Origin of the sequence: Algibacter sp. (assembly GCF_039977455.1) — a bacterium.
Lineage (GTDB): Bacteria > Bacteroidota > Bacteroidia > Flavobacteriales > Flavobacteriaceae > Algibacter_B.
Genome location: NZ_JBDWDG010000029.1, coordinates 71163 through 86662, shown reverse-complemented (window position 1 = coordinate 86662; position 15500 = coordinate 71163). Strand labels below are relative to the sequence as shown.

11 protein-coding genes are annotated in these 15500 nt (G+C 34.6%); 10 read left to right on the top strand and 1 reads right to left on the bottom strand.

All coding sequences use genetic code 11. The features are described from left to right. The first annotated feature begins 40 nt into the window (after nucleotides 1-40). The 4 genes from ilvA to ABJM36_RS13910 all read left to right on the top strand — a co-directional run bounded on the left by ilvA (nucleotide 41) and on the right by ABJM36_RS13910 (nucleotide 6303). Nucleotides 41-1306, top strand: a complete 1266-nt coding sequence (ilvA, locus tag ABJM36_RS13925; protein ID WP_348452109.1) for a threonine ammonia-lyase IlvA — start codon at nucleotides 41-43, stop codon at nucleotides 1304-1306. 177 nt (nucleotides 1307-1483) lie between these two features. Beyond that, the gene (locus ABJM36_RS13920) at nucleotides 1484-3076 is read left to right on the top strand and encodes an NADP-dependent glyceraldehyde-3-phosphate dehydrogenase (RefSeq protein WP_348452108.1); all 1593 of its coding nucleotides are present in this window, start codon (nucleotides 1484-1486) and stop codon (nucleotides 3074-3076) included. A 185-nt stretch (nucleotides 3077-3261) separates the two neighbouring features. Then, nucleotides 3262-3771: an azurin gene (azu, locus tag ABJM36_RS13915; protein ID WP_348452107.1), complete on the top strand. Its 510-nt coding sequence runs from the start codon at nucleotides 3262-3264 to the stop codon at nucleotides 3769-3771. Between the two features lie 276 nt (nucleotides 3772-4047). After that, nucleotides 4048-6303, top strand: a complete 2256-nt coding sequence (locus ABJM36_RS13910; RefSeq protein WP_348452106.1) for a c-type cytochrome — start codon at nucleotides 4048-4050, stop codon at nucleotides 6301-6303. Between the two features lie 162 nt (nucleotides 6304-6465). Here the strand turns inward: ABJM36_RS13910 and ABJM36_RS13905 are convergent, their stop codons facing one another. Then, entirely contained in the window at nucleotides 6466-9282 is a 2817-nt protein-coding gene (locus ABJM36_RS13905) for a TonB-dependent receptor (protein ID WP_348452105.1), read from the bottom strand. 190 nt (nucleotides 9283-9472) lie between these two features. Here ABJM36_RS13905 and ABJM36_RS13900 point away from each other — a divergent pair, with 190 nt between their 5' ends. The 6 genes from ABJM36_RS13900 (at nucleotide 9473) to ABJM36_RS13875 (ending at nucleotide 15493) form a co-directional block, all read left to right on the top strand. Next, entirely contained in the window at nucleotides 9473-9847 is a 375-nt protein-coding gene (locus ABJM36_RS13900) for a transmembrane 220 family protein (protein ID WP_348452104.1), read from the top strand. Nucleotides 9848-9950: 103 nt separating this feature from the next. Beyond that, a complete protein-coding gene (locus ABJM36_RS13895; protein WP_348452103.1) occupies nucleotides 9951-10982 on the top strand; it encodes an AraC family transcriptional regulator in 1032 nt (343 codons plus the stop codon). A 139-nt stretch (nucleotides 10983-11121) separates the two neighbouring features. Beyond that, nucleotides 11122-12294, top strand: a complete 1173-nt coding sequence (locus tag ABJM36_RS13890; protein ID WP_348452102.1) for an MFS transporter — start codon at nucleotides 11122-11124, stop codon at nucleotides 12292-12294. Between the two features lie 98 nt (nucleotides 12295-12392). After that, entirely contained in the window at nucleotides 12393-13526 is a 1134-nt protein-coding gene (locus tag ABJM36_RS13885; RefSeq protein ID WP_348452101.1) for a Gfo/Idh/MocA family oxidoreductase, read from the top strand. Between the two features lie 123 nt (nucleotides 13527-13649). Continuing rightward, nucleotides 13650-14702, top strand: coding sequence for a sugar phosphate isomerase/epimerase (locus tag ABJM36_RS13880; protein ID WP_348452100.1), 1053 nt, complete (start codon nucleotides 13650-13652; stop codon nucleotides 14700-14702). After that, on the top strand, nucleotides 14702-15493 hold the full coding sequence (locus ABJM36_RS13875; protein WP_348452099.1) for a DUF1080 domain-containing protein: 792 nt from the start codon (nucleotides 14702-14704) through the stop codon (nucleotides 15491-15493). Before ABJM36_RS13880 ends, ABJM36_RS13875 begins: the two co-directional genes overlap by 1 nt. The last annotated feature ends 7 nt before the right edge of the window (nucleotides 15494-15500 follow it).

The window sequence follows — 15500 nt, the reverse complement described above, 5'->3', positions numbered from 1 at the left end:
AGGATTAAGTACCTTGCATAAGCATGATAAGCACTAACAAATGAGTCAGAATAAACACACTTATTTTCCGAGTATAGAAAACGTAAAAGCTGCTGCGGAAACTATTAAAACGGTATCCACAGTAACACCTTTAAGTGAAAGTTTAAGGTATTCAAAAAAGTATAACGCCAATGTTTTATTAAAGCGCGAAGACTTACAACAAGTGCGGTCGTATAAAATTAGAGGTGCTTATAATAAAATTAGCTCGCTAACGCCACAACAAGCTTTAAATGGTGTAGTGTGTGCCAGTGCTGGTAATCATGCCCAAGGTGTAGCTTTATCTTGTAAACTATTAAAAATTAAAGGAACTATTTTTATGCCAGCGCCAACCCCTAACCAAAAGGTGGAACAGGTGGAAATGTTTGGTGAAGATTTTATAGAAATTAAATTAATTGGGGATACTTTTGATGATTCGTATCATGCTGCTATGTTAGAATGCGATGAGTTGGGTAAAACGTTTATTCATCCTTTTAATGATAAAAAAGTAATTGAAGGACAAGCTACTATTGCATTAGAAATTTTAGAACAAGCAACCCATCCAATTGATTATGTGTTTATAGCTGTTGGTGGGGGTGGTTTAGCAGCAGGTTTATCAACGGTGTTTAAAACTTTATCGCCTCAAACTAAAATTATTGGAGTCGAGCCAGAAGGTGCTCCTTCCATGTCTGTATCACTTAAAAACAATAAAAATACAACCATCGAAAAAATTGAAAAATTTATAGATGGAGCAGCTGTAAAACGTGTTGGCGATTTAACCTTTGCCATTTGTAAAGAAAATTTAACCGATATGATTACCGTGCCTGAAGGCAAAGTATGCGAAACCATTTTAGAACTTTATAATAAAGATGCTATTGTGGTTGAACCTGCTGGGGCATTGAGTATTTCTGCTCTAGATTTTTATGCTGAACAAATTAAAGGTAAAAATGTTGTTTGTGTGGTTAGTGGCAGTAATAATGATATCACGCGAACTCCCGAAATTAAAGAACGCGCACTGCTGTACGCCAATTTAAAACATTATTTTATAATAAACTTTCCTCAACGAGCAGGTGCTTTAAAGGAGTTTGTGGTAGATATTTTAGGAGAGGATGACGATATCACGTATTTTCAGTATGCTAAAAAAACCAACCGAGAAAACGGGGCTGCAGTGGTAGGTGTACAACTAAAATCGGCAGCCGATTTAGAACCCTTAATTTCCAAAATGAAACAACGTAATTTTTATGGCGATTATTTAAATGATAAGCCTAATTTGTTTCAGTTTTTAGTGTGATTTTGTACAACTTTATGTCATCTTATTTGCGAAATCGTTTGCGTTCTAATTTTAGTGGTTATTTGAATTTCTGAGTATAATTCTAAGTAAAATTTAGTTATTTTGGTTATAAACAAATTAATAAGAGAAGTTTAAAATCTATACGGGTTTTAGACTTTAAAAAAACTAAAAAGAGTTATGAAGCATCCTTTTAAAGATATTCCAGAGGATTATAAAATTGAATCCCTTTTGCATCAGTCAACTTATTTGTCCGATGGTGAATTAAAACATTGGGAAGGCGAAACTGCCGAGGTTTATTCAACTATATCTTCTACTAGCGATTATAAGCAAACACTACTAGGAACAATTCCGCAGTTAGGCGAAAAAGAAGCTTTAGAGGTTCTTGATTCTGCAACTCGAGCCTACGATAATGGTAAAGGCTTATGGCCAACCATGAAAGTTGGCGATAGAATTGCATGCATGGAGAGTTTTGTTGAAGAAATGAAAACCAAGCGTGAAGAAGTTGTAAAATTATTAATGTGGGAAATTGGCAAAAACCTACCGGATTCTGAAAAAGAGTTTGATAGAACTGTTGATTATATTTATGATACTATTGAGGCTTATAAGCAAATAGATAGAGATTCTGCTAAATTTGAGAAAAACTCAGGAGTTTACGCGCATATTCGTCGTGGTCCATTAGGAGTTGTGTTGTGTTTAGGACCTTACAATTATCCTTTAAATGAAACTTTTACCTTATTAATTCCAGCGCTTATAATGGGAAATCCTGTTATTTTTAAGCCTGCTAAACTAGGGGTTTTATTAATATCACCATTATTAGAAGCGTTTCAAAAAAGTTTCCCAGAGGGCGTTGTAAACATTGTTTACGGTCGTGGCCGTGTATTGGCAACTCCAATTATGCAATCGGGAAAAATAGATGTACTGGCTTTAATAGGGAATAGTGCTTCGGCGAATGCTTTGCAATCTCAACATCCTAAAGGAAATAGACTTAGAATGGTTTTAGGTTTAGAAGCTAAAAACCCTGCAATTGTTTTACCTGATGCCGATTTAGACTTAGCTGTTGAAGAGTGTATTGCAGGAACTTTGTCCTTTAACGGTCAACGTTGTACAGCATTAAAAGTGTTATATGTTCACGAATCTGTAGTGGAAGAGTTTAACAGGCGTTTTGCTTTTAAAGTCGATCAATTAAAGTTTGGTAACCCCTGGGAATCTGGTGTTAAATTAACACCACTTCCAGAAACCGAAAAGCCTGCTTATATTCAAGAATTAATTGATGATGCAAAAGAAAAAGGAGCGCGGGTCATTAATAAAAAAGGTGGTGAAATATTAGAGAATTTTATATTTCCAGCCGTTTTATATCCGGTTACTAAAGACATGCGTGTGTTTAGCGAAGAGCAATTTGGACCTGTTGTACCTGTGGTTTCATTCTCGGATATTGAAGAGCCTTTAGATGATATGGCTGAATCTGATTATGGTCAACAAGTAAGTTTGTTTGGTAAAAATATCACAACATTATCACCATTAATTGATACCTTAGTAAACCTAGTTTGTCGCGTTAACTTAAATAGCTCTTGCCAACGTGGACCAGATGTATATCCATTTACAGGACGAAAAGATTCTGCTTTTGGTACACTAAGTGTACATGATGCTTTACGTTCGTTCTCAATAAGAACCTTTGTGGCGTCAAAAGACAACCCTTATAATAATGCTATTTTAAACGAATTATTAGATAAGAAAACTTCTAATTTTATTAGCACCGATTATATTTTATAAAGCTTAATTTTTCCAAGTAAAAATTGGTTTTAAGTAATTTGTAATTCTTTAAGGAATTATTTTAATTTAGGCTTAGTATAGTATAGAATTTTTCACTGAAAAATATTGTACTATACTAAGCCTTTATATGTGTATATTTGAGGTTATAGTAAAGCAAGTAAATTAAATTTAAACAAAATTATAAGATGAAATCAATTAAGTATTTGGCAGTAGCTATTTTTTCTGGAATGGTGTTAGTAGCATGTGGTGGTAAGGAAGAAAAAAAGAAAGAAGGGTTTTCATACGATAAGAAAACAGAGGTAGTTAAGGAAACAAAAAGTAACCAAAACGATGTGGTTATTACCGGAAATGATGCTATGCAATTTAGCAAAAAGGAAATTCGTGTAAAAGCGGGTCAAAAAGTAAAGGTTACTTTAAAGCATATAGGTAAAATGGACAAAAATGTTATGGGACACAATTTTGTTTTATTAAAAAAAGGGGTGAATTTAACCGCATTTGGAAACAAAGCAGCTACAGCTAAAGCCACGCAATATATTCCTGAAAATGGTAAAGATGTTATTGCACATACAGACCTTGTTGGTGCTGGTGAAACAACCGTTATAGAATTTGATGCGCCAGAAGCTGGTACTTACGATTTTCTATGTAGTTTCCCTGGGCATTATGCTTTAATGAAAGGAAAGTTAATTGTTGAGTAACATTGACAATTTTTTTAAGTTATACTCAAGTCTTTCTATTGTGCTTAGTTTATAAGTAAACACACAGAAAGACTTTTTTTTTACTAAAACTGGACTCTATGCTTAAAAGTATTTATATTAATTAATGGATGTTTCGCCCTTTTGAAATCCTTGTTATAGCATTGGAGCAATAAATTATCATAAACTTCTAATAGTACTAGTAATTTTACATATTAATAAAAGGCTTCTAATTGACTTTTTTACAAATAATAATAATCTAAACTCTAACCATTTACCATGAAATTTAAAAATGTTTATACACTTTCAGTTGTTTTCTTGTCACTTTTCAGTTGTGGAAAAAAAGAATATGTCGATAAAATTTACGAAAAACCGGAAATAGTAAAAGAGGCTTCCTCAGAATTTCTTTCGCCAGAGGAAAGCATGAAAACATTTTATTTACCTGAAGGTTATAAAGTGGAGCTTGTTGCTAGCGAACCAATGATTGATGAACCTGTAACCATTGCATGGGATGGGAATGGTAGAATGTATGTGGCAGAAATGAATACATATATGCAAGATGTTAATGGTAGCGGTACTAATAGAAACATTAGTAAAATTAAAATGCTTGAAGATTTAGATGGTGATGGTAAAATGGATAAAAGCACCGTTTTTATTGATAGCTTATTATTACCAAGAATGATTTTACCTCTTGAAAACGAATTAATTGTTAATGAAACATTTTCATACGATTTATGGAGTTATAAGGATACCGATGGCGATGGTGTTGCCGATAAAAAAGAACGTGTTTACTATAATCCAAACCGTCGTGGTGGAAATTTAGAACATCAACAAAGTGGGCTAATTTGGAATTTAGATAACTGGTTATATACAACGTATAATCCAGTTCGATTTAAATTTAAAAGTAATGGGGAAGTAGAGGTAGATTCTCTAGAAAACATGCCAAGTAGAGGGCAATGGGGACTTACTCAAGATGACTTAGGTAATATGTATTACTCTTCTGCGGGTAGTGAAAATCCGGCTTACGGATTCCAACAGCCACCAGTTTACGGTGAGTTTAATGCAAAAGGTCGTCTTTCAGAAGGTTTTTCGGAGCCTTGGCCGGTAGTTGGTACTCCAGATGTTCAAGGAGGTCCAAAAAGATTGCGTGAAGACGGTACACTTAACCATTTTACGGGTGTGGCTGGACAAGAAATTTATAGAGGACATAAATTACCTCCTAGTTTATATGGCGATCTTTTTATTCCTGAACCTGTAGGAAGGCTAATTCGTAGAGCGAAAATAAAAAATGAAAACGGCAAAAAGGTACTTTATAATGCCTATGATAACGCTGAGTTTATGGCTTCAACAGATTTAAATTTTAGACCATTACAAGCAAAAACAGGTCCTGATGGTGCACTTTATATTGTAGATATGTATCGCGGTATTATTCAAGAAAGTAACTGGACCAAAAAAGGAAGTTTTTTAAGACCAGTAATTCTGCGAAAGGAATTGGATAAAAATATTGGAAAAGGTAGAATTTATAGAATTGTACATGAGGATATAGAGTTGGATAAAAAACCTAATTTAATTGGAAAGAAAGCATCCGAATTAATACCATATCTAAGTCATAGAAATGGTTGGTATAGAAACACAGCACAAAAGTTAATTGTTTTAAAAGGTGATGAATCCGTTATTCCAGAATTACAAGCTATAGCTCGAGATAATACTTCTTTTATGGATGGCTTGTTTAATAGTGATAAAGATTTAGGTTTAGAGCGTGTTACAGCCTTGTGGACTTTAGAAGGTTTAAATAATATTGATCAAACCTTAATTACTGAAAAATTACATGACGAAGATTATCGCGTTAGACTTACCGCAATTAGGTTGAGCGAAAATTTCCTAAAGGCAGGCGATACAAATATTCTTGAAGATTTAGAAAAGTTAATTGTTGATGCTGATGTAAATGTAGTAAACCAATTGGCTTTAAGTTTACGCTATAGTAAAGATAAAAAGGCTACAGAACTCCTAAACACTATTAAAACACAATATGAAGGTCATGAAATTATCTCCCATGCTGTAGTTGAAAGTTTAAAGAAAGATGACTCTCAGTTAGCACAACTTAAAAAGAGGATTTCTGGTAGAGGTTTAGGTTCTAGATTAAGTATTGTTAAGGGTTATGATGCCTATAAACAATTATGTATTACTTGTCACGGTGCCGATTTAAAAGGGTTGCCAACAGAAGATGGAGGTCTAATTGCACCATCTTTAATAGGTAGCGAAAGAGTTACAGGAGATAAGGGTACGTTAAGTAAGATTTTATTAAACGGACTAATTGGCCCAATTGAAGGTAAAGAGTATGGTATAATGATGCCTCTTAAAGATAATAGCGATCAATGGATTGCAGATGTACTTAGTTATGTAAGAGCTATGAATGATGCCGATAATGTTGATAGAAAAGTGGTTAGAAACGCTAGAGCACAATCTAAAGACAGGGAAGACTATTGGACCTTAGAGGAACTTAAAAAGGAAGAGAAAAAGAGAAGAAGAAAATAATTTTAGTCTTATCTCAAAACAAAAGCGAATCTAGTTTTTAATTAGATTCGCTTTTTTTATGGTTTATTATTTTATAATTTCCTTTGGTGTTAAAATACCAATAATGCTCAGTTTAATGTCATTAATTAGGCTAACAATAACTTTATGAAGGCTTGTGTTAGTTTAGAATTTATAATTTAGTTGTAATAAGGTAGATCTTGGTAAAATAGGTACTACAATAAAGCTAGCATCTGGGTTTTCGTTAATATATTCAGAAGTTACCCCATTAGCATTCGCTCCAAAAGAGTTGGCTCCAAAAAAGTTAGCAAGTCCATCAGAATTAAACAGATTTGTTACTAGTAAATTAGCACTTATGTTTTTGCTTATTTTATAACCAAGTCCTGCGTCAAAAACACTATAGGCATCTAATTGAAACGCATTAGCAATGTTTCCTTCGCGTTTTCCAGTATACTTCCACTTTAAAAATGAAGATAGTTTGTTTTTTGAAAATTCGGCTGCAGCATTAAACATCAATTTAGGGTTAAAGGCTAGGGTGTTTCCTGAATAATCGGTAATACTATCATCACTTACATCAACCGTTCCGGCAGCATCATATATGTTCCAGTTTGTTGCTTTAGGGTCTTGCAGAATGCCGTTAAAACGAAATGTTAGGTATGACAAAGGAGTGTAGCTAGTTTCCCATTCTAGTCCTAATGTGCGTGAGCTATTAAATTGAATTGGTGTATAGAAAATACTGCTTGTTTCACCATCAAATTCAAAATTAGAAACACCAACGTTTTTTAATTCACTCCAAAATAAGGTGCTGGTGAACGAAAACGATTTTACTGCAGATTTTAATCCAATTTCAACTTGATTAATTTTTTGAATAGCTCCTGCTTTATTGATAGGGACATTTGCAAAATTGTTAAAATAATAGTTTAATTCTGGTGCTTTATTGCCCTGTGATAAACGACCAAATAAAGAGGCGTCGTCAGTTAGTTTGTAATTTAAACCGGCAGAATACGATACATAATTATAGTTGTAATTAAAATTATCGCGTTCGCCAGTTGGTGTTAAAATATTGTTGTCGTAGGCCGTGGTTTCATCACCATCTAGTCCGCCATCTTGGGTAAAAGGCGCAAAACGGTCGTTGCTTCCTTTGTGGGTTATGGATTCAAATCGCAGTCCTAAATCTAGGTTTAGCTTATCAGACAATTTCCATCGGTCGTTTGCAAATGTTGCAATCTGACTAATTTTAGCACGACTATTAGTAAAAAATAACCCGCCATAATTACTTATTCCATATTCATCGGATAACGCTAATACAGGATCCCCAGGGTTTTCTAAAGTAACTTGTAACATTCTAGGATTGTTTTCGTAAGTTGAAAATGCAAAACTACCTTGAGTAAATACCGATGTATCTGAAAAACCAGTAGCAAAGCCAAAATTTAAATCATGATTATCCCACTCTTTTCTTAGGGTTAGTTGCTGCATAAATTCGTCGGCAGCATTGTCTTTGTACCATGTTGAGGTTCCCATTACAGCATCGTTTGGTAAAGTGCCATCTGTTAAATACTCAGAAGGGTTGCCACTAAAAATACCGCTATTATCAATTCTAGCAAGTTCGTTTCCTGAGTTTGCATCTTTAAATACAATTTGTCCAACAGGAAAAGGATTTCCGTTGCTCACTAAATAATAAACCGTAGGGTCGCTAATTGAAACAAAAGCGTTGCTAATAGAGGTTTGCCAGTTTGCGTTTTTAGCAGAAAATTTCATATTATTTTTAACAGACCAATTATTACCTAAGTTTTGAAATAAATCCACTCCAAAAGCTAAATCTTTAGCATGAACTCCATTAGAAGGGTTGAATTTGTTTGTGGTATTTAAATGTCGCCCATCCGGAATGGTGGCATTAAACTCAGGCATTAATAAGGCTGTGGTATTAAAGTCTTGCCCAAAAGCGGCTTGTGGATTGTTCCAATTTGTCGCAGCTACACCATTATATCTATTGGTGTAATCGTTTAAATATTTTCCATAGAATTTAAAATAGCCTCGTGAGTTTTCCTTTTTAACATCAAACTTAAATTGTCCACCTTTACTAAAAGTGAAATCGGTGTTTCTTGCGCCATCATTATGGCGGTAATGTCCACCAAGGTTAAAAAACCAATCATTGCCAAAGCCACCTCCTAAAACGGCATCAACGCGGTATAATGGGTTGCCTTCACCTTGAATACCATTTTGCAATTGTATTTCACCATTTAATTTTTCCGAAGTAGTTCTAGATATAAAGTTATAAACGCCTCCAGGAGCATTCATAGTGGTTATTGAAGCGGTGCCGCCTCGTAAAGCTTCAACCCTAGAAGTTGTTAAGTCAACACGATGGAAAAGATCTGGTCCATAATACGAGTGCTGTACCAAGCTTATAGGTAAACCGTCTTCTTGTAAGGAAACGTAATACCAACCCATATCGTCTTCTGAAGCTGCTGAAATCCCTCTAGTATACACTCTAGTGAAAACTTCGCCAGCAGAAGCATCGGTATACGTTCCAGGGATATTTTGAAGTAAATTAGCGGTGCCTTGTGGGTAAACTTGGTTAATCGATTTTGCATTTAGTGTTGTTACCGATGTGCTAGATTCTAATTGGGTTTTAGGAGAGAAATTGCCGGTAACAACTATGGTATGCAGGTTTAATATATCTGTTTTTAGTGTATAATTGAAATTTGTGCTATTGGAATTAACGGTTATTTGGTCGTTAATGGTTTTAAAGCCTATATGAGAAACGGTTAAAGTATAATTTCCATTGGGGATGTTTACTAAAGTAAATTGACCTGATAAATTAGTAGTGCCAAAATTATTTGGTTCAGAATTAAGAATCACACTTGCCCCAGTAATAGGTTGGTTGTTTGTGTCCTTTATTGTGCCGGTAATTGATGTTTGAGCACTAATAAACAAGGAGTGAACTGCTATTAAAACGTAAAAAGTAAATTTTAAATTATTCATAATATTTCTTAGGGTAGATATAATTGGTTTTTTTTAAGAGAACGCAAATTTATAAAAATATAATCTTAATAATGTTCGTTATAAGTGAATGAAATATTTTCAAGGTCAATGTTGATGACTTTAATACGAAATCTGTAATTTAATTTTAGATTATCTATTTTTGATTTTTAATGTTAATTCTAAAAACAATATGATTAAAGCACAATCCTCAGGGGTAAAAAAAATAATCAATTTTATACTTTTTGGTTTGTTTGTCATTTTTGCTGTAGTTCAGTTAAATGACCCAGACCCAGTAATATGGTTTTTAATTTATTTTAGTATAGCAGTTATTATGTTAGTGTCTAATTATATTGTAATCCCTAAAGTAATTATCATTTTATTTTCTGCAGGTTTAGTGGTTTATGCTGCAATGCATTTTAGTTTGCTGTTAGATTGGTTTAAAACGGATAATAAATCTGAGATTTTTGGAAAAATGGTTTATGAAAAGGCATATTTAGAGGGGTCAAGGGAGTTTATTGGTTTAAGTATGGCATTAGCGGCGTTGTTGTTTCAGTTAAAAAAATAAGTTTTTAAGGTTGTTTTTTTTATCTGAATAGATGTGAAAATAGTATACTTGTTTGATTGTGTTTAATTGACTAATTTGCCATTGTATTGTTTAAATAATTTCAGTGAAAGTTAATAAAGTTAAAATAGAACCTTTTAAAGGCGATGGTATTGTATATCATGCAGACACTTGTGTGCCTTTAATAGATGCTTTCAATAGAAAAAAAATAAAATTTAAAGCCTTAGCACGACACACCTATCCTGGAGATCGTCTAGACCAAAATACAATAGGCCTTAATAGTATTGGTTATTGGGATGCTAGTGAGCCTCAGGATTGGGGTTTGGATTGGCACCGAAATGAAGGCTTAGAGTTTCATTTTTTAGAATCGGGTAGTATGCCTTATGCTCAAGAAAACAAGGAGGTCATACTTTCACCAAATCATTTAACAATTACGCGTCCTTGGGAAGCTCATAAAGTGGGAAATCCGTATGTTGGGATGGGAAAATTTTATTGGGTTATAATCGATTTAGGCGTGCGTAGGCCTCATCAAGATTGGGTTTGGCCAGATTGGATTACTTTAACACCATCAGATTTAGATCGATTAACAACCATACTAAGACAAAACGAAAAGTCTGTTTGGAAAACCGATCAAAAAATTCGAGATTGTTTTTCTAGGATTTATAAAGCCGTTAATACGGACGTGGCTGGAAGTAATGCTTCAAAAATCAGGTTACTAGTAAATTATTTATTAATTCTATTATTAGATTTATTAAATACCGATGATATTGTTTTAAACGAATCTTTAACAGATAGTTCTAGAAGTGTAAAATATTTTTTGGAGGAGCTAGGTAATAATCTTTCCGAAAATTGGACGGTTGAACTTATGGCTGAGTCCGCAGGTGTTGGTGTTACTCGATTTACACACCATTGCAAGCGCTTAACAAATGTTACGCCAATGCGCTATTTAACTATGAAAAGGTTAGAGTTAGCTAAAAAATTACTTTTGGAGCAGAGCGAGCTTTCAATCTCGGAGGTAGCGTATATGGCTGGATTTACCACAAGTCAATATTTTGCAACTGTATTTAAAAAACACGAAAAATGTTCTCCAAATAATTATCGGGTAGAACATGCTATTTTGCAGTTGGAAAGTGTTTAAAATCTTTCATTGAATAATTACACACATTGTTTTAATTTCTATTACCTATTTTCACTAGGTATAATTTACTTTAATATTTTTTGTTCAAAATTAAATATGATATAGTAAATTTCACACTCACTAAACTAAATATTTTAAGATGGAAAACATTAACAAAGGAAGACTCTTTCTAGGGAGTTGCCTTGCTTTAATTACAACTGCAATGACTTTTGCTATTCGAGCAAGATTAGAAACCGTTTTTGGGCCAGAAGGCGTAGGACTTACACTTGAACAAATTGGATATGCGTTTACACCTGCTTTTTTCGGGTTTACATTAGCTATGATTTTTGGTGGCCCGATGGTTGATTTTTTAGGAATTAAAAAAATTACATGGATAGCATTTATAACCCATGCTATAGGTATTGTTTGGACTATTATGGCAGACTCCATGACCTCTTTGTTTTTGGCAACATTATTTGTGGGTATCGGTAACGGTATGGTGGAAGCAGCATTAAACCCCATGGTAGCTTCGATGTATAGCGATCAAAAAACTAAAATGTTAAATCGTTTTCATGTTTGGTTTCCTGGAGGAATTGTAATAGGCTCCATTGTTGGTTGGTTAGTTATGGATGTAATGGGCTTAAGTTGGCAAATAATGGTGGCTACTTTGTTTGTTCCTTTGTTTGCTTATGCTATACTGTTTTTTGGACAAAAATTCCCAGTTACAGAGCGTGTTCAAATGGGAATTAGCAATAAAAAAATGTTCTCAAGTGTTGGTAAACCGTTGTTTATATTTATGGTGTTATGTATGTTTTTAACAGCAGCATCCGAATTAGGAACCACACAACGAATTGAATCACTATTAAAAGAGTCGGTGGCAGTACCTTTATTAGTTTTAGCGTTTATTAACGGTATTATGGCTTTAGGTCGCTTATTTGCTGGTCAAGTAGTGCATAAGTTGAAACCATCTGGAATGCTTTTGTATTCGGCCATATTCACCTTTATAGGTTTATGGTTACTAACCATTACTAGTGGCGGAATGACCTTTGTAGCCGCAGCAGTATTTGCTGTGGGAGTAACATTTTTTTGGCCAACCATGTTAGGTTTTGTGGCAGAATATTTACCAGAAACAGGAGCCTTAGGACTTTCAATTATGGGTGGTGCAGGAATGTTTTCGGTATCATTAGTACTTCCTGTTATGGGAAAACTTATGGACGATGCCAATGCTGTTGAAGCCTTAAGAACCATGTCGATATTGCCTGCAATTCTTATTGTGGCTTTTATTGGATTAAATATATACATGAAAAAAAGAGAAAAAACACAACAGGCTTAATGTGGCTTGTTAGTTGTTAAATAATACATTTAACTTTTTTTAATCAAAGCTAAAAGGGGTTAAAATGAGTGTAAAATAAAAAAACAAACAAAATAGTAATGGCAAAAAAAATTAAACTCGGAATTTTAGGAGGTGGAGGCGATTCGCTAATTGGAGTACTTCACAGAGTGGCTTCGGCAATGCATGATCAATTTGAAATTGTTGGTGGTGTTTTTAATCCAGATGTGAATGATAGTATCGCTTTCGCTGAAAAAATTGGCTTACCTACAAATCGAATTTATAAAGATTTAGATGCCTTTGTTGAGGGGGAATCAAAATTGCCTGAAGATGAAAAGATTCAAGTAGTTTCCGTTTTAACGCCTAATTTTTTGCATTTTCCAATGGCGAAAAAATTGGTAGATAATGGTTTTCATGTAATTTGCGAAAAACCTTTAACGACTTCATTAAAAGAGGCAGAAATACTAGAAGAAGCTGTTAAAAAAGCAAAAACAGTATTTGCTGTAACCTATACCTATACGGGATATCCAATAGTTAGGCAAATGCGCGAAATGATTCAATCTGGCGTAATTGGTGAAGTTCATAAAGTAGATATTCAATATTATCAAGGTTGGATAAATCCAATACTTCACGATAAAGAAGTACGTAAAACTATTTGGCGTTTGGATCCTACAAAAGCTGGAATTAGTAGTTGTATTGGCGATATAGGAACTCATGCTTTTAATATGGCAGAATACCTTACGGGTAACGAAGTAAAATCTGTTTTAGCCGACCTAAACACACGCTATGAAGATGTTCAATTGGATGTTGATGGTACGGTGTTAATTCGTTTCTCCGATTATTCAAAAGGGGTTATTCGAGCAAGCCAAATTGCAACAGGCGAAGAAAATGGACTTACAGTTAAAATTTATGGTTCTAAAGGCGGATTTAATTGGGAGCAAGAAAACCCAAATTTTTTATACCATCTAACAGATGATAAGCCAGTGCAAATATTAAAACCTGGTCATGCTTACAATGGCGAAGTGTCTTTAGATGGAACAAAATTACCTCCAGGACATCCAGAAGGTATTTTTGATTCTATGGGGAATATTTACTATGGTGTAGCAAAAGCAATTCGTGGTTTAGACTATGATAAGGGCGAATTTATCAACGTTTACGATGGTGTTCGTGGGATGAAATTTATCGAAAAATGTGTAGAGTCGAACAAGTCGGGTAATGTTTGGCTAGATTTATAAAACCAATTAAAATATGAAATGAGCCATTACATTTTGGTTTACAAATCGAGGTGTTCAATGGCGCATTTCACCTGCCAGCCGGCAGGCTAGTCTGACCGATAAAAAATAATAAAATTTAAACAGATGAAAACAATAAAAGGACCAGCAGTTTTTTTAGCACAGTTTGCGGGAAGTGAAGAACCATTTAATAGTTTAGATGGTATGTGTAAATGGGCTGCCGATTTAGGATATAAAGGAATTCAAATACCAACATGGGAATCTAGTTTAATCGATGTTGAAAAGGCTGCCAAAAGTCAGACATATTGCGATGAGCTTAAAGGAAAAGTAAATTCGTATGGTTTAGAAATTACAGAGCTATCAACGCATTTACAAGGACAATTAGTGGCGGTTAATCCGGCTTACGATTCTATGTTTGATGGTTTTGCACCAGAATATGTACGCGGAAATCCTAAGGCCAGAACAGAATGGGCAATCGATTTTGTTAAAAAAGCAGGAACCGCTAGTGGGCGATTAGGTTTAAAATCGCACGCTACATTTTCAGGAGCTTTATTGTGGCATACGGTGTACCCTTGGCCACAGCGTCCTCAAGGTTTGGTAGAAATGGGCTTTGGAGAATTAGCAAAACGTTGGACTCCAATTTTAAATCATTTTGATGAGCAAGGGGTCGATGTGTGTTATGAACTTCACCCTGGAGAAGATTTGCACGATGGTGTATCGTTCGAGTGTTTTTTAGAAGCTACAGGAAATCATAAACGTGCTAATATACTTTACGATCCAAGTCATTTTGTGCTTCAGCAACTAGATTACTTAACGTTTATCGATTATTATCACGAGCGTATTAAATCGTTTCATGTTAAAGATGCTGAGTTTAATCCCTCCGGAAAGCAGGGCGTTTATGGTGGCTTTTCAGACTGGAAAGATCGTGCAGGCCGATTCCGTTCTTTAGGTGATGGCCAAGTAGATTTTAAAGGGATTTTTACAAAACTTACAAAATATAATTGTGATGTTTGGGCGGTTATGGAATGGGAATGTTGCATAAAATCATCCGATCAGGGCGCTAGAGAAGGCGCGCCATTTATTCAAAAGCATATTATTGAATCTGCCGAACGTAGTTTTGATGATTTTGCTGGAGGCGAAATTGATGAAGATTATTTAAAAAGCATCCTAGGTATTTAATGAATAAAGTTTTAATACTTTTAATAGTCTTAGTTTTTACGTCTTGTAGCAGCAAGATTGTTCCCGTGGATTCTAAACATAAAAATGAATCTACCGAAGGTCTCATAGAGCCAAAAAAGCCCAAAGCAACCGAAGTTTGGGAGCCAATACCTAAAGTCGTTACGGTAAACGAGGAGACTCAAATTCCGTCGGATGCCATTGTGCTTTTTAATGGTGAGAGTTTTAATGAGTGGGTGTCTTCTGTTGATTCTTCAAATGTGACATGGGTTTTAAACTCGGATAAAAGTATGACGGTTAAAAACAAGGCAGGCGATATACAAACCAAACGTAATTTTGGCGATATCCAGCTTCATATTGAATGGAAATCTTCAGAAGAAATTATAGGGAGTGGTCAGCACCGTTCTAATAGTGGTGTGTTTATGCAAAACAGGTATGAGGTGCAAGTTTTGGATAATAACGATAATGAAACCTATGTAAATGGTCAAGTAGGATCTATATACAAACAGGGTATTCCGTTGGCTAAGGCGTCTTCAAAAACAGGGTATTGGAATGTTTATGATATTATTTATCATGCACCCATGTTTGAAGACGCTGGTAATAAAACAAAATCAGGTACTATTACAGTACTGCATAATGGTGTGTTAATTCAAGACCATTATGAAATTAAAGGCACTACCGAGTTTATTGGTTGGCCCAAAAATAAACCACATGGCAAAGCGCCAATAAAATTGCAAGACCACCGCGATAATAGTGGTGTGAGTTATAGAAATATTTGGGTAAGGGAATTATAAAAAAAAT

What these genes read in the sequence shown, in the direction of transcription:
- ABJM36_RS13885 (WP_348452101.1), top strand. Translation starts at nt 12,393, where the DNA reads ATGGCAAAAAAAATTAAACTCGGAATTTTAGGAGGTGGAGGCGATTCG.
- ABJM36_RS13920 (WP_348452108.1), top strand. Translation starts at nt 1,484, where the DNA reads ATGAAGCATCCTTTTAAAGATATTCCAGAGGATTATAAAATTGAATCC.
- ABJM36_RS13905 (WP_348452105.1), bottom strand. Translation starts at nt 9,282, where the DNA reads ATGAATAATTTAAAATTTACTTTTTACGTTTTAATAGCAGTTCACTCC.
- ilvA (WP_348452109.1), top strand. Translation starts at nt 41, where the DNA reads ATGAGTCAGAATAAACACACTTATTTTCCGAGTATAGAAAACGTAAAA.
- ABJM36_RS13910 (WP_348452106.1), top strand. Translation starts at nt 4,048, where the DNA reads ATGAAATTTAAAAATGTTTATACACTTTCAGTTGTTTTCTTGTCACTT.
- azu (WP_348452107.1), top strand. Translation starts at nt 3,262, where the DNA reads ATGAAATCAATTAAGTATTTGGCAGTAGCTATTTTTTCTGGAATGGTG.
- ABJM36_RS13890 (WP_348452102.1), top strand. Translation starts at nt 11,122, where the DNA reads ATGGAAAACATTAACAAAGGAAGACTCTTTCTAGGGAGTTGCCTTGCT.
- ABJM36_RS13880 (WP_348452100.1), top strand. Translation starts at nt 13,650, where the DNA reads ATGAAAACAATAAAAGGACCAGCAGTTTTTTTAGCACAGTTTGCGGGA.
- ABJM36_RS13875 (WP_348452099.1), top strand. Translation starts at nt 14,702, where the DNA reads ATGAATAAAGTTTTAATACTTTTAATAGTCTTAGTTTTTACGTCTTGT.
- ABJM36_RS13900 (WP_348452104.1), top strand. Translation starts at nt 9,473, where the DNA reads ATGATTAAAGCACAATCCTCAGGGGTAAAAAAAATAATCAATTTTATA.